Annotated in this window: 29 protein-coding genes and 1 tRNA gene; 18 read left to right on the forward strand and 12 right to left on the reverse strand. The window is 66.6% G+C overall.

Annotated elements, in window-relative coordinates:
• The first annotated feature begins 3 nt into the window (after positions 1 to 3).
• Positions 4 to 906, forward strand: coding sequence for a DMT family transporter (locus tag B4A72_RS13865; protein WP_292978886.1), 903 nt, complete (start codon positions 4 to 6; stop codon positions 904 to 906).
• A gap of 18 nt (positions 907 to 924) precedes the next feature.
• Here B4A72_RS13865 and B4A72_RS13870 read toward each other — a convergent pair whose 3' ends face one another.
• Positions 925 to 1,605: a DUF2270 domain-containing protein gene (locus tag B4A72_RS13870; protein ID WP_414692129.1), complete on the reverse strand. Its 681-nt coding sequence runs from the start codon at positions 1,603 to 1,605 to the stop codon at positions 925 to 927.
• A 185-nt stretch (positions 1,606 to 1,790) separates the two neighbouring features.
• On the opposite strand from B4A72_RS13870, the gene B4A72_RS13875 reads away from it, so the two are divergent.
• Positions 1,791 to 2,231 carry a BLUF domain-containing protein gene (locus B4A72_RS13875; RefSeq protein ID WP_292978874.1) on the forward strand — a complete coding sequence of 147 codons (441 nt, stop codon included), beginning with the start codon at positions 1,791 to 1,793 and terminating at the stop codon, positions 2,229 to 2,231.
• Here the strand turns inward: B4A72_RS13875 and B4A72_RS13880 are convergent.
• The gene (locus B4A72_RS13880; protein ID WP_292952057.1) at positions 2,228 to 2,812 is read right to left on the reverse strand and encodes a thymidine kinase; all 585 of its coding nucleotides are present in this window, start codon (positions 2,810 to 2,812) and stop codon (positions 2,228 to 2,230) included. The two genes, B4A72_RS13875 and B4A72_RS13880, sit on opposite strands and share 4 nt — an antisense overlap.
• A 144-nt stretch (positions 2,813 to 2,956) precedes the next feature.
• Between B4A72_RS13880 and B4A72_RS13885 the strand changes: the two genes are divergently transcribed.
• Positions 2,957 to 4,150 carry a multidrug effflux MFS transporter gene (locus B4A72_RS13885; protein ID WP_292952060.1) on the forward strand — a complete coding sequence of 398 codons (1,194 nt, stop codon included), beginning with the start codon at positions 2,957 to 2,959 and terminating at the stop codon, positions 4,148 to 4,150.
• Between the two features lie 68 nt (positions 4,151 to 4,218).
• On the opposite strand, the gene B4A72_RS13890 is transcribed toward B4A72_RS13885, so the two are convergent.
• The 3 genes from B4A72_RS13890 to B4A72_RS13900 form a co-directional block, all read right to left on the reverse strand.
• Positions 4,219 to 5,454 (reverse strand): DEAD/DEAH box helicase, encoded by a 1,236-nt coding sequence (locus tag B4A72_RS13890; RefSeq protein WP_292952183.1) that lies wholly within the window; start codon positions 5,452 to 5,454, stop codon positions 4,219 to 4,221.
• A 363-nt stretch (positions 5,455 to 5,817) separates the two neighbouring features.
• The gene (dtd, locus tag B4A72_RS13895; RefSeq protein WP_292978876.1) at positions 5,818 to 6,267 is read right to left on the reverse strand and encodes a D-aminoacyl-tRNA deacylase; all 450 of its coding nucleotides are present in this window, start codon (positions 6,265 to 6,267) and stop codon (positions 5,818 to 5,820) included.
• A gap of 144 nt (positions 6,268 to 6,411) precedes the next feature.
• A complete protein-coding gene (locus B4A72_RS13900) occupies positions 6,412 to 6,639 on the reverse strand; it encodes a hypothetical protein (protein ID WP_292952066.1) in 228 nt (75 codons plus the stop codon).
• Positions 6,640 to 6,777: 138 nt separating this feature from the next.
• Between B4A72_RS13900 and B4A72_RS13905 the strand changes: the two genes are divergently transcribed.
• Positions 6,778 to 7,029 carry a DUF2312 domain-containing protein gene (locus tag B4A72_RS13905; RefSeq protein WP_292952069.1) on the forward strand — a complete coding sequence of 84 codons (252 nt, stop codon included), beginning with the start codon at positions 6,778 to 6,780 and terminating at the stop codon, positions 7,027 to 7,029.
• A gap of 93 nt (positions 7,030 to 7,122) precedes the next feature.
• Here B4A72_RS13905 and B4A72_RS13910 read toward each other — a convergent pair whose 3' ends face one another.
• Positions 7,123 to 8,001, reverse strand: a complete 879-nt coding sequence (locus tag B4A72_RS13910; protein WP_292978878.1) for a hypothetical protein — start codon at positions 7,999 to 8,001, stop codon at positions 7,123 to 7,125.
• Positions 8,002 to 8,102: 101 nt separating this feature from the next.
• Here B4A72_RS13910 and B4A72_RS13915 point away from each other — a divergent pair, with 101 nt between their 5' ends.
• A complete protein-coding gene (locus B4A72_RS13915) occupies positions 8,103 to 9,821 on the forward strand; it encodes an ABC transporter permease (protein ID WP_292952075.1) in 1,719 nt (572 codons plus the stop codon).
• A tRNA-Thr gene (locus tag B4A72_RS13920) sits at positions 9,812 to 9,887 on the forward strand. Before B4A72_RS13915 ends, B4A72_RS13920 begins: the two co-directional genes overlap by 10 nt.
• A gap of 85 nt (positions 9,888 to 9,972) precedes the next feature.
• Here the strand turns inward: B4A72_RS13920 and B4A72_RS13925 are convergent.
• Genes B4A72_RS13925 through surE form a run of 3 tightly spaced genes read right to left on the reverse strand, consistent with a single transcriptional unit; the run spans position 9,973 to position 12,632 of the window.
• Positions 9,973 to 11,088 carry a LysM peptidoglycan-binding domain-containing protein gene (locus tag B4A72_RS13925; RefSeq protein WP_292978880.1) on the reverse strand — a complete coding sequence of 372 codons (1,116 nt, stop codon included), beginning with the start codon at positions 11,086 to 11,088 and terminating at the stop codon, positions 9,973 to 9,975.
• 42 nt (positions 11,089 to 11,130) lie between these two features.
• A complete protein-coding gene (locus B4A72_RS13930; protein WP_292952081.1) occupies positions 11,131 to 11,796 on the reverse strand; it encodes a protein-L-isoaspartate(D-aspartate) O-methyltransferase in 666 nt (221 codons plus the stop codon).
• A gap of 2 nt (positions 11,797 to 11,798) precedes the next feature.
• Positions 11,799 to 12,632, reverse strand: a complete 834-nt coding sequence (surE, locus tag B4A72_RS13935; protein WP_292952084.1) for a 5'/3'-nucleotidase SurE — start codon at positions 12,630 to 12,632, stop codon at positions 11,799 to 11,801.
• Between the two features lie 171 nt (positions 12,633 to 12,803).
• On the opposite strand from surE, the gene B4A72_RS13940 reads away from it, so the two are divergent.
• Together B4A72_RS13940 and B4A72_RS13945 are read left to right on the forward strand one after the other, a co-directional pair.
• Complete coding sequence (locus tag B4A72_RS13940) at positions 12,804 to 13,718, forward strand: sulfite exporter TauE/SafE family protein (RefSeq protein WP_292952087.1); 915 nt, start codon at positions 12,804 to 12,806, stop codon at positions 13,716 to 13,718.
• Positions 13,718 to 14,611 carry a TIGR02186 family protein gene (locus B4A72_RS13945; RefSeq protein WP_292952090.1) on the forward strand — a complete coding sequence of 298 codons (894 nt, stop codon included), beginning with the start codon at positions 13,718 to 13,720 and terminating at the stop codon, positions 14,609 to 14,611. Before B4A72_RS13940 ends, B4A72_RS13945 begins: the two co-directional genes overlap by 1 nt.
• Before the next feature lie 186 nt (positions 14,612 to 14,797).
• On the opposite strand, the gene B4A72_RS13950 is transcribed toward B4A72_RS13945, so the two are convergent.
• Entirely contained in the window at positions 14,798 to 15,757 is a 960-nt protein-coding gene (locus B4A72_RS13950) for an L-malyl-CoA/beta-methylmalyl-CoA lyase (protein WP_292952093.1), read from the reverse strand.
• A 161-nt stretch (positions 15,758 to 15,918) separates the two neighbouring features.
• Here B4A72_RS13950 and B4A72_RS13955 point away from each other — a divergent pair, with 161 nt between their 5' ends.
• Positions 15,919 to 16,779: a D-amino-acid transaminase gene (locus B4A72_RS13955; RefSeq protein ID WP_292952096.1), complete on the forward strand. Its 861-nt coding sequence runs from the start codon at positions 15,919 to 15,921 to the stop codon at positions 16,777 to 16,779.
• A gap of 62 nt (positions 16,780 to 16,841) precedes the next feature.
• On the opposite strand, the gene B4A72_RS13960 is transcribed toward B4A72_RS13955, so the two are convergent.
• Positions 16,842 to 17,600 (reverse strand): N-formylglutamate amidohydrolase, encoded by a 759-nt coding sequence (locus tag B4A72_RS13960; RefSeq protein ID WP_292952099.1) that lies wholly within the window; start codon positions 17,598 to 17,600, stop codon positions 16,842 to 16,844.
• Between the two features lie 95 nt (positions 17,601 to 17,695).
• Here B4A72_RS13960 and pyk point away from each other — a divergent pair, with 95 nt between their 5' ends.
• From pyk to rplT, 4 genes are all read left to right on the forward strand, one after another.
• Complete coding sequence (gene pyk / locus B4A72_RS13965) at positions 17,696 to 19,141, forward strand: pyruvate kinase (protein WP_292952102.1); 1,446 nt, start codon at positions 17,696 to 17,698, stop codon at positions 19,139 to 19,141.
• A gap of 33 nt (positions 19,142 to 19,174) precedes the next feature.
• On the forward strand, positions 19,175 to 19,408 hold the full coding sequence (locus B4A72_RS13970; protein ID WP_292952105.1) for a hypothetical protein: 234 nt from the start codon (positions 19,175 to 19,177) through the stop codon (positions 19,406 to 19,408).
• A 116-nt stretch (positions 19,409 to 19,524) separates the two neighbouring features.
• Positions 19,525 to 19,725 carry a 50S ribosomal protein L35 gene (gene rpmI, locus B4A72_RS13975; protein ID WP_292952108.1) on the forward strand — a complete coding sequence of 67 codons (201 nt, stop codon included), beginning with the start codon at positions 19,525 to 19,527 and terminating at the stop codon, positions 19,723 to 19,725.
• Between the two features lie 17 nt (positions 19,726 to 19,742).
• Entirely contained in the window at positions 19,743 to 20,102 is a 360-nt protein-coding gene (gene rplT, locus B4A72_RS13980) for a 50S ribosomal protein L20 (RefSeq protein ID WP_292952111.1), read from the forward strand.
• Between the two features lie 60 nt (positions 20,103 to 20,162).
• Here the strand turns inward: rplT and B4A72_RS13985 are convergent, their stop codons facing one another.
• Positions 20,163 to 20,648, reverse strand: a complete 486-nt coding sequence (locus tag B4A72_RS13985; protein WP_292952114.1) for a DUF411 domain-containing protein — start codon at positions 20,646 to 20,648, stop codon at positions 20,163 to 20,165.
• A 199-nt stretch (positions 20,649 to 20,847) separates the two neighbouring features.
• Here B4A72_RS13985 and B4A72_RS13990 point away from each other — a divergent pair, with 199 nt between their 5' ends.
• The 5 genes from B4A72_RS13990 (at position 20,848) to arsH (ending at position 25,332) form a co-directional block, all read left to right on the forward strand.
• Positions 20,848 to 22,206 (forward strand): cytochrome P450, encoded by a 1,359-nt coding sequence (locus tag B4A72_RS13990; protein WP_292952117.1) that lies wholly within the window; start codon positions 20,848 to 20,850, stop codon positions 22,204 to 22,206.
• Between the two features lie 77 nt (positions 22,207 to 22,283).
• The gene (locus B4A72_RS13995; RefSeq protein WP_292952120.1) at positions 22,284 to 23,156 is read left to right on the forward strand and encodes a metalloregulator ArsR/SmtB family transcription factor; all 873 of its coding nucleotides are present in this window, start codon (positions 22,284 to 22,286) and stop codon (positions 23,154 to 23,156) included.
• Positions 23,157 to 23,163: 7 nt separating this feature from the next.
• Positions 23,164 to 24,210, forward strand: a complete 1,047-nt coding sequence (gene arsB, locus B4A72_RS14000; RefSeq protein ID WP_292952123.1) for an ACR3 family arsenite efflux transporter — start codon at positions 23,164 to 23,166, stop codon at positions 24,208 to 24,210.
• Complete coding sequence (locus B4A72_RS14005) at positions 24,207 to 24,626, forward strand: arsenate reductase family protein (RefSeq protein WP_292952126.1); 420 nt, start codon at positions 24,207 to 24,209, stop codon at positions 24,624 to 24,626. Before arsB ends, B4A72_RS14005 begins: the two co-directional genes overlap by 4 nt.
• Positions 24,619 to 25,332 (forward strand): arsenical resistance protein ArsH, encoded by a 714-nt coding sequence (gene arsH / locus B4A72_RS14010; RefSeq protein ID WP_414692131.1) that lies wholly within the window; start codon positions 24,619 to 24,621, stop codon positions 25,330 to 25,332. Before B4A72_RS14005 ends, arsH begins: the two co-directional genes overlap by 8 nt.
• Positions 25,333 to 25,350 lie beyond the last annotated feature (18 nt).

The following is a 25,350-nucleotide window of genomic DNA, read 5'->3' on the forward strand; positions in this document are numbered from 1 at the left end:
GTCCTGAAATGCGCCAGCGTCGCGGTTTTCACGGTGATGGCGGCGCTGGTCAAGGCAACCGCGGACAAGAGCCTCGGCGTGCCGCCCGGCCAGCAGGTCTTCTTCCGGTCGTTTTTTGCCATTCCGGTGATTCTGGCCTGGCTGGCCTTGCGCCAGGAGATCGGCGTGGGCCTGCGCACCTTTCGGCCCTTGGGCCATGTCTATCGCGGCATCATCGGCACCGCCGCCATGGGGCTGAATTTCTGGGCGCTGTCGCTGTTGTCCTTTCCCGAGGCGACCGCCATCGGCTATGCCGCGCCGCTGCTGGTCGTCGTCTTCGCCGCGATGTTTCTGGGCGAGGACGTGCGCCTGTTCCGCCTGGGCATGGTCGGGATGGGACTTGCCGGCGTGCTGATCGTGCTGTCGCCGCAACTCAACATGTCCGGGGCGGGCGATTACCGAAACCAGTTGGGCGCCGTCGTGGCGCTTGGCGGCGCCTTCTGTGCCGCGCTGGCGCAGATCTTCGTGCGCCGGCTGGTGCAGGAAGAACGCACCTCGGCCATCGTCTTCTGGTTCTCGGTCACCTCGGCGGTGCTGGGATTGTCCACGCTGCCCTTCGGCTGGGTGGCGCCGGATGCCCGGACGCTGGCGCTGCTGATCACGACCGGCATTCTGGGCGGGTTCGGGCAAATCTTTCTGACCTCGGCCTATCGCTTTGCCGATGCCTCGCTGATCGCGCCCTTCGAATATGTCTCGATGATCCTGGCCATCGCCATCGGCTGGTTCTTCTTTGCCGAGGCGCCGACGGCCGTCGTGCTGACCGGCGCGGCGGTGGTCATTCTGGCCGGGATCCTGATCATCTGGCGCGAGCGCAGGCTGGGGCTGGAGCGCAATCGTCAACGCAAGGCGATGACGCCCCAGGGCTGAGGCGCGGTCGGCCGGATCTCAGCCCATGCCCAGGGCGTCGCGCCGCATCCGCGCGCGTTCCGCGTCCTGCTTGCCGCTGAGGATGGCGATGATCGACCAGCTTATGCAGTAGAACGCCCCGACCCCCAGGACCAGCCAGCCCGGAAACGGTCCGATGGCGGCGCGTTCCAGCAACTGGCCGGCCGAGACCAGCGGGTCGGGATGCACGATCAGCTTGCCCAGATAAGCCACGGCCTGGATCAGCAGGATCCAGACATAATTGCGCCGGATCCGCCGACCGATCGCGGTCCACATGCTGACATGATAGGCCGGATGCAGATAATCCTCGGCCAGCCGGTCCTGCCAGTGTTCCTCCAGATGCAGATCGCCTTCCTTCAGGATCGGCGCCATGAAATGCAGTTCCATCCACCGGCAGCGGGCGCGCCAGACGTTGAAATAGCGATATCGCCGCGCTTCCAGCATCAGGAAGAAGATGATCAGGATGCCGACCAGAACCAGCGGCAGCGGCGACGCCTGGGGCGATGAATAGGTGATCGACAGGGCGACGCCCAGCGTCACCACCGACCAGTTCGTCGTCGTGTCCAGCCGCGTGCGCCAGATGGTCGAGCGATAGACCTCGCCGCGATAGAGATGCGCGATCACGCCCATTTCGGCGGCATCCAGCTTCTTGCGACAATGTTGTTCGCCATCCATGGTCATTCTCTCCCCGCGACCAGCTTGGCAGGCCGCCGGGAATCCGGCAAGCCGGTTGCGCACAGGGGCGCTGATCATGCTTGTCCATCTCAGCCAAAGGCAACGGGCTGAAACTTAACAAAACTTATATGGATGGTGCCGGTCGTTTCAGGTTAAGAAGCGTCAAGTGCCACGAGAATGAGGAGGTCTTCGTGCCCCGTACATTGTCGGCAATCCTCTATCGCAGCGAATCTCTGGTGCCGCCGAACGGCGCCGAGGAACGGGATATGCTGGTCAAGGCGGCGTTGCGCAACGCACGATTGGGCATCACCGGGTTGCTGCATCGCGAAGCCGATGTCTATTACCAGTGGATCGAAGGCCCGGCAGACAATCTTGATTCGCTCTACGAAGACATCCTTGCCGATCCCCGACATCGCGATGTCGAGCTGCTGCTGCGCTCGCCCATCGCGCAGCGGCAGTTCGATGGCTGGTCGATGGGACGCACCGATCGCGATTGCACGCTGCTTTTCGATTGGGCGACGCAGCACGACGTATCGATGCGCGCGATGCGGCCCGAGGATTTTCTGTCTTTCCTGAACGATTGTTCGTTCAGCGTGCTGCGGCAGGACGCGCCGGCCAATCCCGCCGGCTAGGCGGGGCGCTGTCGCGCCGTCGCCTCGCGCCAATGACGGCGGCACAAGGACAGGTAGGTCTCGTTTCCGCCGACCTGCACCTGCGCGCCTTCGGTCAGCGCGCCGCCGTCTGCGCCGCGCCGGATCACCATCGTGGCCTTTCGCCCGCAATGGCAGATCGTGCGGACCTCGCGCAGATCGTCGGCCAAAGCCAGCAGCGCGGCCGAGCCGGGAAACAATTCGCCGCGGAAATCGACCCGCAGTCCATAGCACATGACCGGAATGCGCAGATCGTCGGCCACGTGCGCCAGTTGCCAGACCTGATGGCGGCTCAGAAACTGTGCCTCGTCGATGAAGATGCAGGCGCAACCGCGACCCCGGCTTTCGATCAGCCCGACCATGTCGGTCGCGGCATCGAAGGTCAGCGCCTCGGCGCCGATGCCGATGCGGCTGCCGATCCGGCCGTGTCCCTCGCGCCCGTCCAGCGCCGCTGTCAGCAGCAGCGTCGCCATGCCGCGCTCGCGGTAATTATGGGCGGCTTGCAGCAGCAGTGTACTTTTGCCCGCGTTCATGGTCGAGTAATGGAAATACAGCTTTGCCATGGCGCCAGATAGCGCCGGGCCGGTGCGCGGGCAAGCCGCGGAGATTGCCAGGAAGTCCGTTTTCTGGCACAACCGCGTCGCCGTGGCGAACGTCGCCGTCGCGCGGTGCCCTGTCTTTTCGCAGTCACAGATCAGGTTGTTCCAATGCGCGATCCGTTGTTCCGCATGGCCCTTGTGCTGGGTCTTCTTGCCGCGGTGGGCCCCTTCGCGGTGGACATGTATCTGCCTGCGCTGCCGCAGGTCGCCAGGGATCTGAACACGTCCGAGACCGCAGCGGCAATGACGCTGACAGCCTATTTCATCACTTTCGGCATCGCCCAGATGGTCTATGGTCCGATGGCCGATGCCCTGGGCCGAAAAATGCCCATCGTGATCGGCACCGCGATCTTTCTGGCCGCCACGCTTGCCGCGATTCTGGCCCCCTCGATCGGCTGGCTGATCGCGGCGCGGGCACTGCAGGGGCTGGGCTCGGCCACGCTGATGGTGGTGCCGCGGGCGGTGATCCGCGATCTGGCGACCGGGCCGGCGGCGGCCCGAATGATGGCCGCGATCATGATCGTCATCTCGGTATCGCCGATGCTGGCGCCGCTGACCGGTTCGCTGGTCATGGCCTGGGGCGGCTGGCGCGAGATCTTCGCGGTTCTTGCCGCCGCGGCCGCCTTCAGCCTGTGCCTGACCCTGTTCGTTCTGCCCGAGACCCTGCCGGTCGAACATCGCCGCCCCGTGCAGCTGCGCCCGATCCTGAGCGGTGCCGGCCGGCTGCTGTCGGACCGCCGCTTCATGGGGCTGACCATGATCGGCGGTTTCGGGCTGGCCAGTTTCTTCGTCTTCCTGTCCGCGGCCAGCTTCGTCTACACGCGCCAGTACGGCCTGTCGCCGACCGGCTTTTCGCTGGCCTTCGCGATCAATGCCGTGGGCTTCTTCACCGCCTCGCAATTCGCCGGCCCCATGGCCGACCGTTTCGGTATGGAGCGGGTGATCGCGCTGGCCATCACCGGTTTCGCGGTCCTGGGCGTCGCGTTGACCGGGCTCGTCTGGATCGGCCTTGACGCGCTGCCGGTGGTGGTGGCCGGGCTGTTCTGCGCCAATGCCTTCCTCGGGCTGGTCATCCCCACGGCGATGGTCATGTCGCTGGACCCCCATCCCGACATCGCGGGCCTTGCCTCCTCGCTGGGGGGCACGATCCAGATGCTGACCGGAGGCGCGATGATCGCCGTGACCGGACCGTTCATGGATAACAGCGCCGCCACCATGGTGCCCGCGATCGCCTTGTGCGGGGTGCTGGCATGGTGCGCTGCGGCCGCGTCGCTGCCCCGGCCGCGTTTGCGGGTGGCATGAAAAAGCCGCAGGACCAACATCCCGCGGCTTCTTCGTTGCCCAAATACCCAAATCCCGCAGGCCGACGCTCAGGCCTTCGCCTGCCGGCTTCTGGGCTGCCGTGAAGGACGCCGGGCGGGACGCTTGTTCGCGCCGCCATCGATCGGCTTGCCGCGACCGCGAGGCCCGCGACCGGCCGAGGCCGCGGCGGGCGGCGGAACCTCGCCGCCGATCACCGGGATGGCGGATTTCATCGCCCTTTCGATGGCGCGCAATTCGCCGATTTCGGCCGGCGCGCAGAAGGCCACGGCGCGGCCGTCGCGTCCGGCGCGGGCGGTGCGACCGATGCGGTGGACATAATTCTCGGGCACGTTCGGCAGATCGTAATTATAGACATGGGCGACCTCGGGAATATCGAGACCCCGCGCCGCCACATCGGTGGCCACCAGAATCTGGGTCTGGCCGGCGCGGAACGCGGCCAGGGCGCGTTCGCGCTGACCCTGCGACTTGTTGCCGTGAATCGCCGCGACCTTGAACCCCCACTTGTCCAGAAGCTTGGACAGTTTTTCGCTGCCATGCTTGGTGCGACCGAAGACCATGGCCAATTCGCCGGGATGTTTCGACAGATATTCTGCCAGCAGCGTCGCCTTGTCGCCTTGCGTGACGAAATGCACGCCTTGCTCGATCTGCTTGGCGGCCTGGCCCGGAGGGTTTACCGCGACCCTGACCGGATCGGTCAGATAGGTGTCGGCCAGTTCCGACATCAGCTTCGGCATTGTGGCCGAGAAAAGCAGCGTCTGCCGTTCCTTCGGCAGGATCCTGGCGATCCGGCGCAGCGCATGGATGAAGCCGATGTCCAGCATCTGGTCGGCCTCGTCCAGAACCAGATAGGTGGTCTGCGACAGATCGACCGCGCGTCGCTCGATAAGGTCGATCAGGCGGCCGGGCGTGGCGATCAGCACATCGACGCCGCGCGACAGCCGTTCCATCTGGACGTTGATCGAGGCGCCGCCGACGACGCGGAAGCTGCGGATCGGGGTGCCCTCGGCATAGGCGTCGATATTGGTGGCGATCTGCGTTGCCAATTCGCGCGTCGGCGCCAGAATCAGCGCGCGGCAGGTCTTGGGATCGGGCTTCTTGCCGAAGTTGATCAGCCGGGTCAGCATGGGCAGCCCGAAGGCCGCCGTCTTGCCGGTGCCGGTCTGGGCCAGCCCCAGCACGTCGCGCCCCGCCACGACCGAGGGAATGCCCCGTTCCTGGATCGGTGTCGGCGTGACCAGCCCCATCGCGGCGATATTGGCATTGATGCGGTGATCGATCCCCATTTCGGCAAAGGGGCCGCTGGGCAGCGGATCGCGTGAGACCGCGCGGCGGCCCTGATTCGCGGCGGGTTGCGGGGCGGGACGCCCCTTGACCTTGCCGCCATGGAAAGGATGGCGATTGTTGTTCTTCTGGTCCATCAAAAACTTTCAGGCCCTCGCATCCCCCGTATCGGACACGAAAGCAGTGGCCACGCACATCATCGGCGCGGCGATCAGCAGGGGTGCGGGCGCAATACGAGAAGCCCGCAAGCCTCCCCGCGTGAATGGGAAACTGGATTATCGTCGCAGGCCTGGGGCGAAATCTCGCGGCTGCTCACGCGGCAGCGGACGGCGACATGGCTCAGATGGGGGAACCGTCGCGACAAGTCAAGCGCGGTCTGCGCTGTCCAGCCAGATCGTGGCCGGTCCGTCGTTGAGAAGCCGCAGCTTCATCTCGGCGCCGAATTGGCCGGTCTCGACGGCAACGCCCTCTCCGCGCAGGCCGTCCACGAAGCAATCAAGGAGCCTGCGCCCGTCGTGGGGCGCGGCCGCCGCGGAAAAGCCGGGGCGGTTGCCCGAACGGGTATCGGCGGCCAGCGTGAACTGGCTGACGACCAGCGCGCCGCCCCCCATGTCGATGAGCGACCGGTTCATCCTGCCCGCCTCGTCCCCGAAGATGCGCAACCTTGCCACCCGCGCGGCCAGCTTCTCGGCCATCGCCTCGTCATCGCCGCGCATGGCGCAGGCCAGCACCAGCAGACCCGGTCCGATGCGGCCGATCGGCCGGCCCTCGACCTCGACCGAGGCCTCGGTGACGCGCTGGACCAGCGCCCTCATGCGCGGCGCCTCCACGGCCTGAAAATCGCCGTCACGATTGCTGCCGCACCGCCCGTCATCGCAGGCCGGTGGTCGGTTCGGGATTCATCGCATGCTCCTGCCCGTTTGCCGACATGATGCGGCCGGGCCCCTGAAAGGGTCAAGTCACGGGGCCAGGAAGATGCCCACGATGACCAGGACCAGCCCGATGCCCGACAGGGCCAGCGCCGCCATGTTCAGCACCAGCGCGCGCCGCATCCGCGCGCGCAGCGCGGCATCGTCCAGCCCGGCCTTGCGCGCGCGCGCGACGATCGCGATGCAACCGATCAGCAAGGCCACGCCGGCCAGCGTCAGCGCGGCTCCGAGCCAGACGAGAATGTCGAAGATGGTCATGGCGATCTGTCTCCGCGATGGGCGCGATATCATGCCGGTGGCCTAGCGGCGATTGCACCCCGGAACAAGAGCGACTAACCCTGCGCGCCAGATGATGACGTCGCGGGACCGACCCGTGGCAACAGATAGGGACGAAAGATGCAGGACGATCAGGCCTATGGTGTCGCCGCCGACGAGCTGCGCCAGTTCATCGAGCAGTTCGAACAGCTTGAGGCAGAAAAAAAGGACATCGCCGAGCGCCAGAAAGAGGTCATGGCCGAGGCCAAGGCCCGCGGCTATGACACCAAGGTGATGAAGAAGATCGTCGCCCTGCGCAAGCGCGACCGTGACGACGTGGCCGAGGAAGAGGCCATCCTGGAGATGTACAAATCCGCCCTTGGCATGGGCTGACGGGCGCCGGTTGCGGCGCGCGGAAGGATGGGGTGTTCGCGGCCGGATTGCCGCGCCGCGATCCCGGCCTGAGCCTTCCTGCGCCCGCGCCTTTCAGGGCAGGACGAACTCGACCCCCGGCAGGACCGCGATCTCGGCCACGTCACTGCGATAGAGATCGGTGATCTCGTCGACCATGTCCTGCGTCCAGCCTGGCAGGGCGACCTCTTGTTCCATCGCGTCCCGGGGGGCGTGATCGGCAAGGATGCGGGCGTATATTTCGCGCCGTTGCTGCACACTCAGCTGGTCGCGGCCGCCAAGTGCCTCCTGAAGCATCGCAAGCCCCGAATCGCCGAGAATTTCCTGCATGTAGACCAGGGCGCCGGACAGCGGCGCGTCGGCCGGGATCTTTCCGGCCAGCCGCACGATTTCGGGCCAGATCAGCGGCACGTCCTCGTGACACCAGATCACGATGCGGCGACCGGGAACCGACCGGACCAGCCGCCGGATCGCGTCGCGCCAGCGCAGATCCTGCGGCCGGTTGCCCTGAAGCAGCTTGTCATAGCCGCCGCCGGTGAAGATCGGCAGGACTTCGGACAGCAACGTCGCCGGATTGCGGATCGCCAGGAAAAATTCCGCTTGTGCCTGCGGGAACAGGCTGGCCAGCGCCGCCGCGCGCGACCCCATTTGCGGATACAGCCCCTCGTTGCGGCCACAGACCCGGCCCGGCGCGCCCATGAAGGTGGGCGTGGACAGGACCACGCGGCGCGGCGCCTCGGCGGTCAGCATCGCGTCCAGCATGATCTGTTCCATCTCGGGCGTGGCGCGGCCGCCGTTCAGGGCCATCAGCGCCTCTTCGAACAGGCCCCGATGGCGTTGCGGGGTGACGATCTCGGTTCCCTTGCCCAGCAGCCATTCGCGGTTGTTGAGCAGGGTCTTCAGAAGCCGGTCCCCGTCGGTGCAATGCACCCCGAGGTGAAACACCATCTCCATCCGCTCGGCCTCGTTCTTTCTTCGGTCCGGTTCTTTTCTGGCGTGGCAAGAGTAGCTGCCATTGATGGACAGTCAAACGCCTTTGGATTAACGCAGGGTGAATGAGCGCGCCTGAAATTGCATCGCATCCTCATCGTCACGACCACGGCCTGCGTCAGGGCAGCGGCCGCGCCTGGTCCGTCGCGGCCGGCCTGATCGCGGCCCTGGTCCTGCTTCCGGTTGGCACGGTGATCTGGCTGGCGCTGAACCCGTCCGAGAACATCTGGCCGCATCTGATGGCCACCGTGATGCCACGCTATTTGATGAATACCGCGATCCTGGCGGCCGGAACGGGGATGCTGGCGGCCGCGATGGGGGCGGGCGCGGCCTGGCTGGTCAGTCTCTATGACTTTCCCGGCCGCCGTCTGCTGGAATGGGCCCTGCTGCTGCCCCTGGCCGTGCCGGCCTATATCGGCGCCTATGCCCTGGCCGATTTTCTGGATTATTCCGGCCCCGTCCAGATGGCCTTGCGCGGCTGGTTCGGCTGGGCCAGTGCTCGCGATTACTGGTTTCCGCAGGTCCGCTCGCTGGAGGCTGCGATTCTGGTCATGGCGGCGGCGAATTTTCCCTATGTCTATCTGCTGACCCGCGCAGCCCTGCACGAGCAATCGGGCGGCGCCTACGAGGTCGCTCGCGCGCTTGGAACCGGCGGCTGGGGTCTGTTCCGTCGCGTGGGTTTGCCGCTGGCCCGTCCCGCCATCGTGGCCGGATCGGCCATCGCGATGATGGAGGCGGTCGCGGATTATGGTGTGGTCAGCTATTTCGGCGTGCAGACGCTGAATACCGGCATCTTCACGACCTGGCTGGAACGTCGCAACGCGGGCGGGGCGGCGCAGATTGCCTGCGTGATCCTGCTGGTGGTGATGATCCTGGCCCTGTGGGAACGGTTCGGCCGCCGCAATGCGCGCTATAGTCCAAGCGCCCGTCAGCCGCGACCGATCCTGCGCCAGCCTCTGCGCGGACCGGCGGCGGCCGGCGCCAGCATCGCCTGCTTCATCCCCTTTGCCCTCGGCTTCATCCTGCCGGTCGGCGTGATCCTGAACTATGCGCTGGCCTATCCGCAGGGCTGGATCACGCCGGGGCTGGCCAGGGCGGCCTGGCACACGATCACCCTTGGCGCGACGGCCTCGGTCCTGACCGTCCTCCTGGCGCTGGTCATGGTCTATGGCGTGCGCCTGTCGGGCCGCGCGCTGCCGCGCCTGCTGATGCCGGTGACGACCATCGGCTATGCGGCGCCGGGGGCGGTGCTGGCCGTCGGCATCCTGTTCCCGCTGGCGGCGCTGGATCACCGCCTGGCCGATGGCTGGCTGGCCCTGACGGGGACGGATCCCGGGCTGATCCTGACCGGCAGCGGCGCGGCCATCGTGCTGGCCTATCTGGTGCGGTTCTTCGCCATCGCCCAGGGCGCGATCGACGGCGGCTTTACCCGCGTCCCGCCGTCGCTGCCGATGGCCGCCCGGTCGCTTGGCCGGGATGCGGGTGGGGTCTTGCGCGATCTGTTCCTGCCGCTGATGAAGGGCTCGGTCGGGTCGGCCCTGTTGCTGGTCTTCGTCGATAGCGGCAAGGAATTGCCTGCGACCCTGCTGCTTCGTCCCTTCAATTACGAGACGCTGGCCACCCGCGCCCACGAAAAGGCCAGTCTCGAGGATCTCGGCAACGCGGCGCCGGCCGCCCTGCTGGTGATGGCGGTCGGACTTCTGGCGGTGGCGCTGCTGGCGCGCGCCAACCTTGGCTTGCGCAAGCCTGCCGCGCGCGGTATCGCAGGCGATGGGCCGGTTTAGCTCAGCAGGTAGAGCAGCTGATTTGTAATCAGAAGGTCGCGGGTTCGATTCCTGCAACCGGCACCATTTCCAGAGCCGCAGGCGGAATGACGGACCGAGGCCTGCGTGGATGACATCCTCGGGGCACAGGTGCTGGGGCAGCCGCGGAGGATCAGCCCAGATAATCTTCCGGATCGGCGCTTTCGAAGCCGCGGCGGACCTCGAAATGGACGACGCCGCCCTTGCCCGCCTTGCCCAGCGTCTGGCCCTTGCCGACGCTGGCGCCCTTGGCCACGTCCAGCGATCCGAAGCCGGTATAGACCGTCATCAGCCCGCCATCATGGCGGATCACGAGGATCGGCGTGCTGGATGTGTCCTGCGTGATCGCGGCGACGACGCCGGCGCCAGCCGCCTTGATCGGTGTTCCGGCGGGGGCGGCGATGTCGATCCCCTCGTTCTTGCCCTTTTCATAGACACTGATGATTGCGCCCGGAACGGGCATGCTGAAACGGCCGCCACCCGAGGCGGCGGTCCGGGTCGAGCCGAGATCGGGGCCGTCCGGCGCCGGCGCGGGTTTCGAGGCGGGGGCGGTATCCTCGCGCGGCAGCGGATCCGCGGCCGAGGGCGGACGCGGCGTGGGGCTGCCGCTGCCCGGCGCGGTGGTGATCGCTGCCGGATCGGGCGCGCGCTGGCCCGGAATCGGCACGATCAGCCGCTGGCCAAGTCGCACCGACATGTTGGAGGGCAACCCGTTCCAACGGGCCAGATCCTGGACCGACACCCCGTATCTGCGCGAAATCGACCAGGCGGTTTCGCCCGCGGCGACGACATGCTGCCGGGGCTGGCCGCCGACCGAAGACGCGGTCGAGGCCGGGCTGTCGGACGCGGCGTCGGCCGGGGGCGCGCCGCCGCTGCGGGCCGCGGGCGCCGCCGCGCCGGTTGCGTCGGCGACACGGCGCGGCAGAACCAGCGTCTGGCCCTGTTGCAGCGAGGCATTCACCGGCAGGGCGTTGTAGCGGGCCAGTTCGTCGGCGCCCAGGCCCAGCCGCGCGGCGATCGTGGCCGGCGTGTCGCCACTGCTGGCGATGGCGATCTGATAATCGGGGAAGGAAATCAGCCCGCGACTGTCCGGCTGCGGCCGCGGGGCGGCGGTCGCGGCCGCCTCGGCGGTGCTCAGCGCGCCGGGCATCATCCGGCGCAGATCGGGGTCGAATCCGTTCGCCCCGCAGGATGCCAGCAACAGAACTGCCGCGCTGGCGCCCCCGATCAGCCTGTAGGTCCTGCTCATGCTGTCATCCTTGGCCTGTCTGCCTCTGCCGCCGCGCGGGGGTCATGTCTGTCCCAACCCCTCGACCAGCGGAACGAACCTGACCTGCCGCAATTCGTCATAGTCGAAACCGGTCTCGGTCCGCGTCACCCGGATCAGCGTCTGCACCGTATCGGACTGCCCCACCGGAACCACCATGATACCGCCGATCTTCAATTGTGCCAACAGCGGCCCCGGCGGATCTTCGGCCGCGGCGGTGACGATGATGCGATCGAAGGGCGCCTGATCGGGCAGGCCCCGCGATCCGTCGCTGACCTGCGCGGTGATGTTGAACAGATCCAGTTCCCGGAAGATCGCCTCTGCCTCCTGCACCAGACGGCGGTGGCGGTCGACGGTATAGACCCGCCGGCAAAGCCCCGACAGGATTGCCGCCTGATAGCCCGAGCCGGTGCCGATCTCCAGCACCGTATCGCGCGGGCCGACATTCAGCGCCTGGGTCATCAGGCCGACGACCGAGGGCTGGCTGATCGTCTGTCCGCAGGGGATGGGAAGCGGCGTATCCTCATAGGCGCGGTCGGCGAACTGGCCGCGCACGAACAGACCCCGGTCGATCCGCTCCATCGTCGCCAGCACGCGCGGATCGGTCACGCCGCGCGACCGCAACTGGAACAGAAAGCGCATCTTGCGCTCGGCCGGGCTGTCGTCGTCCTGGTGATCGTCTGCGGGCATTGTCAGGCGGTTCCGGGCTGGCTGGCGGGACTTTCCGCATCATGATCCTCGTCCAGCGAGGCGGCAAGCCCCGTCAGCGAGGCATGGCAGGTCAGATCGGCGCGCATCGGCGTGACCGAGACGTAGCCCCGCATGTTCGCGTCCACATCGCTGCCCGCGCCCGCAGGCGCCGTCTGCGACCCGCCCGCGACCCACATGAAGCGCCGCCCGTTCGGCGCGGTATAGGGCACGACACCGAAGCGCGTTCCCTGCCGGCGGCCCTGCGCGGCGACCCGCGTCCCGCGCACCCCCTCGGCACCGGAGGGCGGAAAATTGATGTTGTAGAACAGCCGGAAATCCTGGTCCGAGGTCCAGTCGCCATGGTCCAGCAGCCGGCGGATCAGCGCCGGGCCATGACGGCGCGCGGCCTCGAACGGATCGTTCAGAACGGCGGTGGCGGCACCCATGTATTGCGACAGCGCGATCGCCGGCAGGCCCTGAAGCGCGGCCTCCATCGCGCCGCCGACGGTGCCGGAATACATCACGTTCTCGCCCGAATTGTTGCCCCGGTTCACGCCCGACAGCACCAGATCGGGCGGATCATCCGCCATCACGTCCGAGATCGCCGCCAGCACGCAATCGGCCGGGCTGCCCTCGGCGGCATAGCGGCGCTGGTCCAGTTCGGCGATCATGGTGGGATGGGAATAGCTGATGCAATGGCCGACGCCGGATTGTTCGAACGCGGGCGCGACGGTCCAGACCTCGCCGTCCGGGCCCGCGATTTCGGCCGCGATTTCGGCCAGAACCTGAAGGCCCGGCGCGTTGATCCCGTCGTCATTGGTGATGAGTATCCGCATCCGGTCGTCCCTGTCCCGACGCGCGCGGGTGACGCGCCTGTTGCTGGCAATCCCCATATCGTGATTAGCGGGCCGCGCCATCGCCTTCAACCCGTTGACGCAGGAACCGAAAGCCGTTTGACCTTGTGACCAAGTGGCTGCATGCTGCGTCACGGCAAAACATCACGGCCCATGCAGATCTACCTTCCCATCGCCGAGGTATCGGTCAACGCCTTCACGCTGGTGGGTCTTGGTGGCGTGGTCGGCCTGATGAGCGGATTGTTCGGCGTCGGCGGCGGCTTTCTGATCACGCCGCTGCTGTTCTTCATCGGCATCCCGCCCCCCATCGCGGTGGCCACGGGCGCCAATCAGGTCGTGGCCTCGTCGGTGTCGGGCGTGCTGGCCCATGTGAAACGCAAGAGCGTCGATTTCCGGATGGGCTGGGTTCTGCTGGCCGGCGGACTGGCCGGATCGTCGGTGGGCGTCTGGGTCTTTACGCTGCTGCAGCGGATCGGCCAGGTCGATCTGGTGGTGCAGCTTTCCTATGTCGTGTTTCTGGGCCTGATCGGGATGATGATGCTGCAGGAAAGCATCCGATCCCTGCGCCGGTCGCGAAACCCGACCTTCCGCAAGCGGCTGCACCAGCACAACTGGGTGCATCGCTGGCCGATGAAGATGAAGTTTCGCGCCTCGGGGCTGTACATCAGCGCGATCCCGGTGCTTCTGGTCGGACTTGCCGTGGGCGTGCTGGCCGCGATCATGGGTGTGGGCGGCGGCTTCATCATGGTGCCGGCGATGATCTATCTGCTCGGAATGCCGACCAAGGTCGTTGTCGGCACCTCGCTGTTCCAGATCACCTTCGTGACCGCCTTCACCACGCTGATGCACGCCGTCAGCTACAACACGGTCGATATCATGCTGGCGGTTCTGCTGATCATCGGTGGCGTGGTCGGGGCGCAGATCGGCACCAGCCTGGGCGCGCGGCTGCGGGCGGAACAGCTGCGGATCCTTCTGGCGCTGATGGTGCTTCTGGTCTGCGGCAAGCTGGCGCTGGATCTGTTCCTGAGGCCGGACGAGCTTTACTCGATCACGTCGGGGGCGCGCTGATGGTGGCAAGGGCGGCGATCCTGACCCTGCTTGTGTCGCTGGGCGCGGCGGCGGTCCTTGCCCAGGACCAGACCGCGCCCGGATCGACGGTGCCGCTGGCGCCCCGCGGGCAGGACGCCTATCCGACCTATCCCGATCCCGGCCGCCCGCGCGTCATCGTGCCCGAGAACGTCGAGAGGCCGGGCGAACAGGTGGTGGCGGGTCTGTCCAGCGATTCCATTGCCATCACCGCCAGTTTCGACGGCTCCGAGATCCTGATCTACGGCGCGGTCAAGCGCGAGACCCCGATCCCCGACGGCCCGCCCCTGCAGGTCATCATGACAATCGAGGCCCCCTCGCAGTCGCTGACGGTCTGGAAGAAGGAACGCAAGCTGGGGATCTGGATCAACACCAAAAGGGTCGAGGTCGGCGCCGCCCCCGGTTTCTACGTGGTCGCGACCACCGGCCCGCTGGATCAGATCCTGCGCCCCGAATGGGACCAGCGCTACCGCATCTCGCTGCCGCTTGCCCTGCGTGCGATGGGGGGCAACAATCAGGTCGCGGACGTGGTGCCCTATACCGCGGCCCTGATCCGACTGCGCGAAGCAAACAGGCTGTACCGGCTGGATCAGGGCAGCGTCAAGCTGGTCGACCAGACCCTGTTCCGCGCCGATGTCCGGCTGCCCGCCAACCTGATCGAGGGGGATTACAAGACCCGCATCTTCCTGCTGCGCGACGGTCGGGTCATCGACGTCTATCGCGCGCCCATCGAAGTGCGCAAGGTCGGTCTGGAACGCTGGCTCTACCGCATGGCCTTTGACCAGCCGCTGCTCTACGGGTTGATGTCGCTGGCCGTCGCGGTCGCCGCGGGTTGGGGCGCATCGGGGATTTTCCGCAAGCTGCGCCGGGCCTGACAACGGGACTCCGGCGGTTTCGTCACGCCCCGCGCTATCCGGCAGAGGGCCCGCGGGACGCACTTTCCGGGGACCAGCGATACGGGCGCCGCGGACGCGACAGGCCCCGTTCGATCCGCACGGGGCCTGTCCCTCCCGCGTCGCGGGCCGGCCCCCTCCACTGGTCCGGACCCGCTGGGTGTTGCGTCAATCTGCGGCGATCAGTTCGGATTGCCGCACGATCACCTCGGCCTGCTTGATCGAGGCGATATCGACCAGCCGCCCCTTGTAGACGGTGGCGCCCGCGCCCTCGGCCTTGGCCCTTTCCATTGCCGCCAGAATCTCTTTCGCCTCGGTCACGGCTGCCTCGGAGGGCGAGAAGACCGCGTTGGCCAGGGCGATCTGGCCGGGATGGATCGCCCATTTGCCGACCATGCCCAGCGTCGCCGAACGCCGTGCTTGCGCAATGAATCCGTCCTGGTCCGAGAAATCGCCGAAAGGACCGTCGACCGGCAGCAGGCCGTGCGTCCGGCAGGCCGAGACGATCGCGGTCTGCGCCCAGTGCCAGGGATCGGACCAGTATTTCTGACCCTCGCGAATCATGTAATAGTTTTCCTGCGTGCCGCCGATCCCGGTCGTGGCCATGCCCATCGAGGCCGCGAAATCGGCCGCGCCCAGACTGATCGCCTGCATCCGGGGCGATGCGGCGGCGATCTCTTCGACATGGCACAGGCCCGCCGCGCTTTCGACGATCACCTCGAAGCCGATTTTTTTCTTTCGACCCTTCGCGCGTTCGATCGCGGTGACCAGCGCGTCCACGGCGTAGATGTCGCCGGCGTTGCCAGCCTTCGGGATCATGATCTGGTCCAGCCGCTCGTCCGCCTGTTCCAGCAGTTCCACCACATCGCGATACCAGAAGGGCGTGTCCAGCCCGTTGATCCGCACCGACAGCGTCTTGCTGCCCCAATCCACGTCGCCGATTGCCTGAATCGCGTTCTTCCGTGCCTGTTCCTTGTCATCCGGCGCCACCGAGTCCTCGAGATCGATATTGATGACGTCGGCTTCCGATTTCGCCATCTTCTCGAAAAGGCTGTCGCGGGATCCGGGGCCGAACAACTGGCAGCGGTTCAGACGGGCAGGGGGCAGGGGCTGGGTGCGAAAGCTCATGCGCTGGTCCTCATCTGTCGAATCGCGGGCGTGATGAGCAATAATGTTTCGCGGCCGATGCTGCAAGCGCGAAATCGGGCGCGCCGCGGCGCAGCTTGACGCGGATCGGGATAGGGTCGAAGAGCGGAACGGAAATCGCGGCCAGAGGGAAGGGACACGGAATGACGCGCATTGTCTATGTTGACGGGGAATATCTGCCCGAGGATCGGGCGACCGTCTCGATCTTCGACCGGGGCTTCCTGATGGCCGATGGCGTCTACGAAGTGGTCAGCGTTCTGGGCGGCAAGCTGATCGACCTTCCCGGCCACATGGCGCGCCTGCAACGGTCCCTGAACGAACTGGCGATGACCGATCCCTTGTCAGAGAGCGATTACACCGCCGCCTTTCGCGAACTGGTTGCAAGAAACGAAATCGGCGACGGTCTGATCTATCTTCAGGTGACGCGCGGCAATGCCGGTGACCGCGATTTTGCCTATCCGCCCGAAGGAACGCGCCCGACCGTGGTGATGTTCACCCAGTCGAAGCCCGGACTTGCCGATGCGCCAGCGTCGAAGACCGGCTGGAAGATCATCAGCGTCGAGGATCTGCGGTGGGGGCGGCGCGACATCAAGACGGTGCAGCTGCTCTATCCCTCGATGGCCAAGATGGAGGCCAAAGCGCGCGGCGTCGACGATGCCTGGCTGGTCGAGGACGGCCACGTGACCGAAGGCAGCAGCAACAACGCCTATATCGTCAAGGACGGGGTGATCGTGACGCGCGAATTATCCCACGACATCCTGCACGGAATCACCCGCGCCGCAGTGCTGCGTCTTGCCGCCGAGGCGCAGATGAAGGTCGAGGAACGCAGCTTCACCATCGCCGAGGCGCAGGACGCGGACGAGGCCTTCGTCACCTCGGCCTCGGCCTTCGTGATGCCGGTGGTCCAGATCGACGGCGTGGAAATCGGCAGCGGCAAGCCCGGCCCGGTCGCGGCCCGCCTGCGCGAGATCTATCTGGAAGAAAGCCGCAAGTCCGGGATCTGAGGCGGCCGCCGGGGGCTGTCTGCCCCCTGACCCCCGAAGGTATTGGGAAAGAGCGCGAGGGTTCAGAGTCCCGTTTCATCCAGCACGCGCGCGATGACCGGAGCCAGCCTTCCGGCCCATTCGGCCTGGCCCTGTTCGGTCCGGATCAGGTCGTTGCGGATCTCGATCAGCATGTTGGGGCGGCCATGGGACAGGGCGTGACGGTCGATCGAATCGCCGTCCAGATGGCCGCTATAGGGCTGGTTCTCGCCGGTGATCCAGCCTTCCGCGCGGCAGGCCGCGACCATGGCAGGGCCCAGGCGTGCGTCGCGGTGCGAATAGAGGATGCCGATCTGCCATGGACGCGGCGGCCGGCCGCGCAGCTGCGGGGTGAAGCTGTGGACCGCGCAGAGGCAGCGCGCCGGGTGGCGGGCGGCCAGCCGCGCCAGCGCGGCATGGTAGGGACGGTGCAGGCGCTCCAGCCTGCGACGACGTTCGGCCGCGTCGGCGCTCTTGTTGGCCGGGATCACCGTGCCGTCATAAAGACGCATCAGCAGGGTCGGGTCGTCCTCGCCCCGGTTCGGGTCGATCACCAGGCGCGAGAAATCGGACAGGATCGCGGGGGCATCCATCAGCGCGGCCAGACGTTCGGCCACCCCGGCTGCGCCGACATCATAGGCGATGTGGCGCCCCATGTCGGCGTCGGCGATGCCCAGTTCGCCGCCGCCGACCCATCGGGGAACCCGGTTTGTCGCGTGGTCGCAGGTGATCAGCCAGCGCGAGGGGCGATCCTCGCCCAGCGTCCAGAAGGCACGTTCCGTCGTGGAATGGTCATCTTTCATGGTGCAGCCTGTCTAGGCCGGAATGTTCCCGGACGCCAGTTGCCGCGGGCATGCGTTTGCGGCATAGATAGCGCTAAACGTGGAAGGGGCGCATGATGAGACGACATCGCAATGTGAAGATCGTGGCGACACTTGGCCCCGCATCCTCGACGCAAGAGATGATCCGGGCCCTTTTCGATGCCGGCGCCGACGTTTTCCGCCTGAACATGAGCCATGGCGACCACGCCGATCACAAGGCCCGTTTTGACGCCATCCGCGCCGTCGAGGCCGAAACCGGGCGCCCGATCGCCGTCCTGGCCGATCTTCAGGGGCCGAAACTGCGCGTCGGGCGCTTTGCCACGGGCAGTCACGATCTGGAAGCGGGCGATCGGTTCCGCTTCGACCTGGATGCGGAACCGGGCGATACCGATCGCGTGCAGCTGCCGCATCCCGAGATTTTCGCCGCGCTGGAGGCGGGATCGGAACTGCTTGTCAATGACGGCAAGATCCGCCTGCGGGTGGATGAATGCGGCGCCGATTTCGCCAATTGCACCGTCACCGTCGCCGGCACGATCAGCGACCGCAAGGGCGTGAACGTGCCCGACGTGGTGTTGCCGCTGGCGGCCCTGTCGGACAAGGATCGCGAGGATCTGGAATTCGCCTGCGAACTGGGCGTGGACTGGCTGGCGCTGTCCTTCGTGCAGCGCGCCGAGGACGTGGAGGAGGCACGGCACCTGGCCCGGGGCCGAGCCGCGGTGCTGTCCAAGATCGAGAAACCCTCGGCGGTGCGCGCCTTCGACGAGATCCTGAAGGCGTCCGACGGGATCATGGTCGCGCGCGGCGATCTGGGGGTGGAATTGCCGGTCCATTCGGTGCCCCCGATCCAGAAGCGGCTGGTGCGGCAATGCCGTGCTGCGGCCAAGCCGGTCATCGTGGCCACGCAGATGCTGGAATCGATGATCGAAAGCCCGATGCCGACGCGGGCCGAGGTCAGCGACGTCGCCAATGCCATCTACGAGGGAACCGACGCCGTGATGCTGTCGGCCGAAAGTGCCGCGGGGGCCTATCCGGTCGAGGCGGTGACCACGATGGACAGCGTCGCACGTTCGGTCGAAGCCGATCCGAATTATCGCGGCATCATCGAGGCCGCGCGGCAGGCCGAACTGCACAGCGTGGCCGACGCCATCGTTACCGCCGCCCGCGAGATCGCCGAAACGACCGACGTGGCCGCGATCTGCGCCTTCAGCCAGTCGGGCAAAACCGTCAGTCTGGTCGCCCGCGAACGCCCGCGCGTGCCCATCATCGCGCTGACGCCGCTGGAAAACGTGTTGCGCCGCATGGTCTTGACCTGGGGGACGCATTGCGTGATCACGCCGCGTCTGACCCGCTTCAAGGAGGCGGTGGTGAACGCGACCCGCGCTGCGCGGGATTTCGGCTTCGCCGACGAGACGCGGCAGGTCGTGGTCATGGCCGGCGTGCCCTTCAACGTGCCGGGCACGACCAACATCGTGCGCATCGCGCCTTGCGACGAACGCTTGATCTTCGCCTCCGATCCGGAATAAGCCCGCAACAGCGAAGAAGAACGGGTGGTTTCGATGTCCGATTATCTGCTGCTGGCCGGCGTTGCGCTGGGCCTTGTCTCGATCCTGCTGGCCGTGGTGCAGCTTGTCCAGGCGACGCCGCCGCGCGCCGCCGTGATCACGTTGATCCTGGGCATCGTCGCGATCTTCGCCGCGGCCTATCTGAATCCCGAACCGTTCCAGGCCGGCGACCTCGCCCGCGCCTGGGATCGGGTCGCGACCGATGCGATGACCCCGCCGGGCAAATAGGCCGGCATCTCTTGCCAAGACTGGCGCGCCCCGTTATAGGGCGCGCTTCGACCCGCGCGGCCGGCCGGAATGGCATTGCCGAGTCGCGCGTTCACTCTGATACGAAGGAGATGAAAATGCCGAAAATGAAGACCAAAGCGGCCGCCAAGAAGCGGTTCTCGATGACGGCCACGGGCAAGGTGAAATCCGCCCAGGCCGGCAAGCGCCACGGCATGATCAAGCGCACCACGAAGTTCATTCGCGATGCGCGCGGCACCACCGTCCTCAGCGACGCGGATGCCCGGATCGTGAAGAAATACATGCCCTATAACCGCTGATCGTCGAGGACTGAACAATGGCACGAGTTAAATCCGGCAAGGTTACCCACGCCCGTCACAAGAAGGTTCTGGACAAGGCCAAGGGCTATTACGGCAACCGGTCGCGCAATTTCCGCACCGCGACGCAGGCGGTGGACAAGGCCAACCAATATGCCACCCGCGACCGCAAGAACCGCAAGCGCAACTTCCGCGCGCTGTGGATCCAGCGGATCAATGCCGCCGTCCGTCTGGCCGATGCCGACATGACCTATTCGCGGTTCATCAACCTGCTGGCGAAGGCGGGGATCGAGGTGGATCGCAAGGTTCTGGCCGATCTGGCCATCCACGAGCCCGAGGCATTCGGCGCCATCGTCGAAAAGGCGAAGGCTGCGGCCTGATCGCACGGGATTCGCGAACTTCCGAAAGCCCGCGCCGGATCGGCGCGGGCTTTCTGCGTGCTATGACTTGAATTCGAAGGGCGTGCCGTCGCCCGCGGTGCCGCCCCAGGCGGTGACGGGCACAACCGCATCCGCGCCGCCGCCCATGCCGGGCGAATCGGGCGGCATTCCGGGCACCGAAAGACCGGCGATGTCGGGTCGCTCTGCCAGCAGCGTCCGGATTGCCGCGAAGGGCACGTGCCCTTCGATCACATAGCCGTCGATGACCGCGGTGTGACAGGACCACAGCGCCTCGGGGACCGCGTTGGCGGTCTTCATGCCTTCGTAATCGTCTGTGTCGGTGACACTGACCGAAAAGCCCTGTTGCCGGGCCAGATCCACCCAACCCTTGCAACAGCCGCAGCTGGGGCTTTTGGTGACATTCATCTGCGGTGCGGCCTGGCTTTCGGACTGGGCCAGGGCGGCGAGGGGGCGCAGCAATGGCAGCGCGGTCAGCATCAAGGCCCCGGTCAGCAGGTTGCGGCGGGTCGAGGAGGTGCGGTTCATCGTCTTCTCTCTTTGGTGTCGATCAGGCGGCGCAAGCAACATCGCAGGAACACATGGCCAAGGCCGGCCTCGCGTTCATGCGAGAGGTCGCATTCTTCCACATTGCGGCGCCGGTCGGGGGCGATCAATGCCCGTCCGATCACAAGGGTGCGACAGACCGGCGATTGAGCCGCGGGTCGCGCCCGTCTATCGTCGTGCCATGACGCATCATGATCCCGTGTCCGCCATCCCGGCCCGCGTGCCGCTGGCCACCCGTCCCGTCGGCATCCTGAGGACGGTGATGATCGCGCGCCGCAACGTGCTGGGGATCATTCCCGAACTGGCGCTGCGTCAGCCCATCGTGTCGGGACAGACCGGTATCCGCTGGCACATGGTCATGGATCCCGACAGCCTGCGCCATATCCTGAAGGACCGGGTCGAGGATTATCCGAAATCGGTCGTCACCAAGCTGATCCTGGAACCGGCAATCGGCGACAGCCTGTTCATCGCCGAAGGCGCGAACTGGCGCTGGCAGCGCCGAGCCGCCGCGCCCGCCTTCGCGCTGCGCCATGTTCAGGCGCTTGGCCCGGTGATGACCGCCGCCGCCGAGGCGTCCTGCCGCCGTCTCGAGGCCGCGTCCGGTCCTGTGGATCTGTTCGCCGAAACCGTGGCCGCGACCTTCGAGGTGATCTCGGACGCGACCTTGTCGGGGGAACGATCCTTTGACCGCGACGCGGTGCATCACGCCATCGACGGCTATATCGCGCAGACCGCCAAGGTGTCGCTGATGGATGTGATCGGCGTGCCGCGATGGGTGCCGCGTCCGGGACGGATCTTTGCGGGGCAGGGCTTGCGACAGATGAAGCAGATCGCGGACCGGGCCATCACGGACCGGGCCGCCGCCGCGCAACGGCAGGGTCCGCCCGACCTGCTGGATCTGCTTCTGGATGCCGACGATCCCGAGACCGGACGCACCATGAATCGCGACGAGCTGCGCGACAACCTGCTGACCTTCATCGTGGCGGGACACGAGACGACGGCACTGACGCTGGCCTGGGCGCTGTATCTTTGCGCCTTCGATCCCGATGTGCAGGACCGCGCAGCGACCGAGGCGCGGGCGATCCTCGGCGACCGGGCCGCCGCCGCCGCCGACATGGAGCGGCTGCCGCTGATCCAGCGCATCGTGTCCGAGGCCCTGCGGCTTTATCCGCCGGCGGCCTTCCTGTCGCGCACGGCGCAGGCGCATGACCGGCTGTGCGGCCGCGAGGTCCGTCCCGGCGACACGGTCATGCTGCCGATCTATGCCCTGCATCGCCACCATCTGTTGTGGACGAATCCCGATGCCTTCGATCCGGACCGGTTCCTGACCCCGCCCGACCGCTATGCCTTTCTTCCCTTCGGCGCCGGTCCCCGGATCTGCATCGGCGCCGGGTTCGCGATGCAGGAGGCGGTGATCATCCTTGCCACCCTGCTGTCGCGATTCCGTTTCACCGCGATAGCCGGCCGCGCGCCAGAGCCGCGGATGATCCTGACCCTGCGGCCGCATGGGGGCGTCTGGCTGAACGTCGCGCGGCGCTGACGACGGATTCGGCGCGGCGCTGGCGGCTGGGAAAAATGACTCTTGCGCCCCGAAGATAGTTCCATTATTCGTGAATTATGGAAACGAAAGATGCCCTCGATTGTTTTACCGCCCTCGGCCAGCCGCTGCGCCTGTCGGTGTTCCGTCTTCTGGTCCGGGCGGGCGCGGATGGCATGCCGGCGGGCCAGATCGCCGAGGCTTTGTCGGTGCGCGATAACACGCTGTCGGCCAATCTGTCGGTGCTGTCTGCGGCCGGGCTGATCGCGAAGCGCCGCGAGGGACGTTCGATCCGCTATTTCGCCGACCTGACCACCATGCGACATCTGGTCGATTACCTGCTCAGCGATTGCTGCGGCGGGAATCCGGATTTGTGCAGGCCCGCCGTCAACAACCTCATCAACCCGCCCCGACCCATTTCGCCATCGGAGGACAAGGTGCGCGACACGCCCTTCAACGTGCTGTTTCTGTGCACCGCCAATTCGGCCCGGTCGCTGATCGCCGAGGCGATCCTGAACGCCGATCCCTCGGGCCGGTTCCGTGCCTTTTCGGCCGGCTCGCACCCCTCGCGCCAGCCGAATCCGCGCACGCTGCAATTGCTGGAACGGCTGGACTACGATCTTGCCGGCATCCGGTCGAAAAGCTGGGACGAATTCGCCGGTCCCGACGCGCCGCGGATGGATTTCGTCTTCACCGTCTGCGACAACGCAGCCGGCGAGGTCTGCCCGGTCTGGCCAGGCCATCCCGTGACCGCGCATTGGGGCGTGCCCGACCCGGCCGCATTCACCGGAAACGCGGCCGAACAGGCCGCAGCCTTCAGCCGCACCCACCAGATGCTGGCCACAAGGCTGGCCGCCTTCATCAGCCTGCCGATCGAGTCGCTGGAACGCGCCTCGTTGCAGGCCCGCATCGACCAGATCGGCGCCCGTTCAGACCAGTTGCAGGCGGGGTGAGACAGCAATGACCGATATCTCCGCATCCCATGCCGGCGGACTGGGCGGGTTCGAACGTTGGCTCAGCCTGTGGGTTCTGGCCGCCATGATCGGCGGCATCGGCCTGGGCGTGATCGCGCCCGGTCTCGTGCAGGCCGTCGCCGGGGCCGAGATCGCCTCGATCAACCTCGTCGTTGCCGTGCTGATCTGGGCGATGGTCTATCCGATGATGATCGGAGTCGATTTCGGCGCGGTCTCGGGCATCGCCCGTCAGCCGCGCGGCCTGCTGGTGACGCTTGTGGTCAACTGGCTGATCAAGCCCTTCACCATGGCCCTGCTGGCGGTGCTGTTCTTCGATCATGTCTTCGCGGCGTGGATCGCGCCGGCCGATGCATCGCAATATATCGCCGGGCTGATCCTGCTGGGCGCCGCCCCCTGCACCGCGATGGTGTTCGTCTGGTCGCAACTGACCCGCGGGGACGAGACCTATACGCTGGTCCAGGTCTCGGTGAACGATCTCATCATGGTGGTGGCCTTCGCGCCCATCGTCGCCTTTCTGCTGGGCGTGACCGAGGTCGAGGTGCCCTGGCAGACGCTTGTTCTGGCGACGGTGCTCTATATCGTGCTGCCGCTGATCGCGGGCCAGATCACCCGCCACGCGATGCGCGGCGCCACCGCCGCCTTTACCGCCCGGATCAAGCCGTTCTCGGTGATCGGGCTGCTGGCCACGGTGGCCATCCTGTTCGCGTTGCAGGGACAGGTCATCCTGGACCGGCCGGTCGTGATCGCCATGATCGCGGTGCCGATCCTGATCCAGAGCTATGGCATCTTTGCCCTCAGCTACGCCGCGGCCCATGCGCTTGGTGTGCCGCACCGGATCGCTGCGCCCTGCGCGCTGATCGGAACCTCGAATTTCTTCGAACTGGCCGTCGCGGTCGCGATCAGCCTGTTCGGCCTGAACTCGGGCGCGGCGCTGGCCACGGTGGTCGGCGTGCTGGTCGAGGTGCCGGTGATGCTGACGCTGGTGGCCTTTGCCAACCGGACCCGCGACCGTTTTCCCGAGGCCCGCGCATGATCGTCATCCACCACAATCCCGATTGCGGCACCTCGCGCAACGTTCTGGCCATCATCCGCGCCTCGGGTGCCGACCCGGTCGTGATCGACTATCTGCGCGAAGGCTGGACCCGCCCGCACCTGCTGACGCTGTTCGCCGCCGCAGGCCTGACGCCCCGACAGGCGCTACGGATCACCGGAACCCCGGCGGCCGAACTGGGCCTGCTGGATGATACCGTCGAGGATGCCGCGATTCTGGAGGCGATGCTGGCCCATCCGGTGCTGGTCAACCGGCCCATCGTCGCCTCGGCCCGTGGCGTGCGCCTGTGCCGGCCCTCGGAAACCGTCCTGCCGCTGCTGGATCGCGTGCCGTCTGGCCCGATCTTCAAGGAAGATGGCCAGATGATCATGAACGGAAAAGGAGAAATCCTTGGCTGACCTGCCGAATATCCGCCGCGATTGCCTGCCGTCCCCTGACCCCGATGCGCTGTTTCCGTCCGCGCGCAGCACTCATGGTGCGCGCATCCTTCTGCTTTACGGATCGCTGCGCGAGCGCAGCTTTTCGCGGCTTGCCGCCGAGGAATCCGCCCGTGTCCTGAACGCCCTGGGCGCCGAGACGCGGATCTTTGATCCTCGCGGCCTGCCGCTGGCCGATGCGACCGGGGCCGACGACGCCAAGGTCGCGGAGTTGCGCGATCTGGTTCGGTGGTGCGAAGGCATGGTCTGGTCCTCGCCCGAACGCCACGGCGCCATGTCGGGCTTGATGAAGACCCAGATCGACTGGATCCCCTTGTCGCTGGGCGGCGTGCGGCCCACCCAGGGCAAGACGCTGGCGGTGATGCAGGTCTGCGGCGGCAGCCAAAGTTTCAACACCGTCAACCAGTTGCGCATCCTGGGCCGGTGGATGCGGCTTCTGACCATCCCCAATCAATCCTCGGTCGCCAAGGCCTGGGACGAATTCGACGATCAGGGTCGCATGAAGCCCTCGCCCTATTACGACCGCATCGTGGACGTGATGGAGGAATTGATGCGGTTCACCCTGCTGACCCGCGACATCCGCGACCATCTGGTGGACCGCTATTCCGAACGTGTCGAAAGCCGCGCGGCCCTGTCGGCCCGCGTCAACCAGACGAAAGCCGTCTGAGCCCGGCCTTTTCCAGCG

This window comes from Paracoccus sp. UBA5162, from assembly GCF_002413585.1.
In the GTDB taxonomy this organism is placed as follows: Bacteria; Pseudomonadota; Alphaproteobacteria; order Rhodobacterales; family Rhodobacteraceae; genus Paracoccus.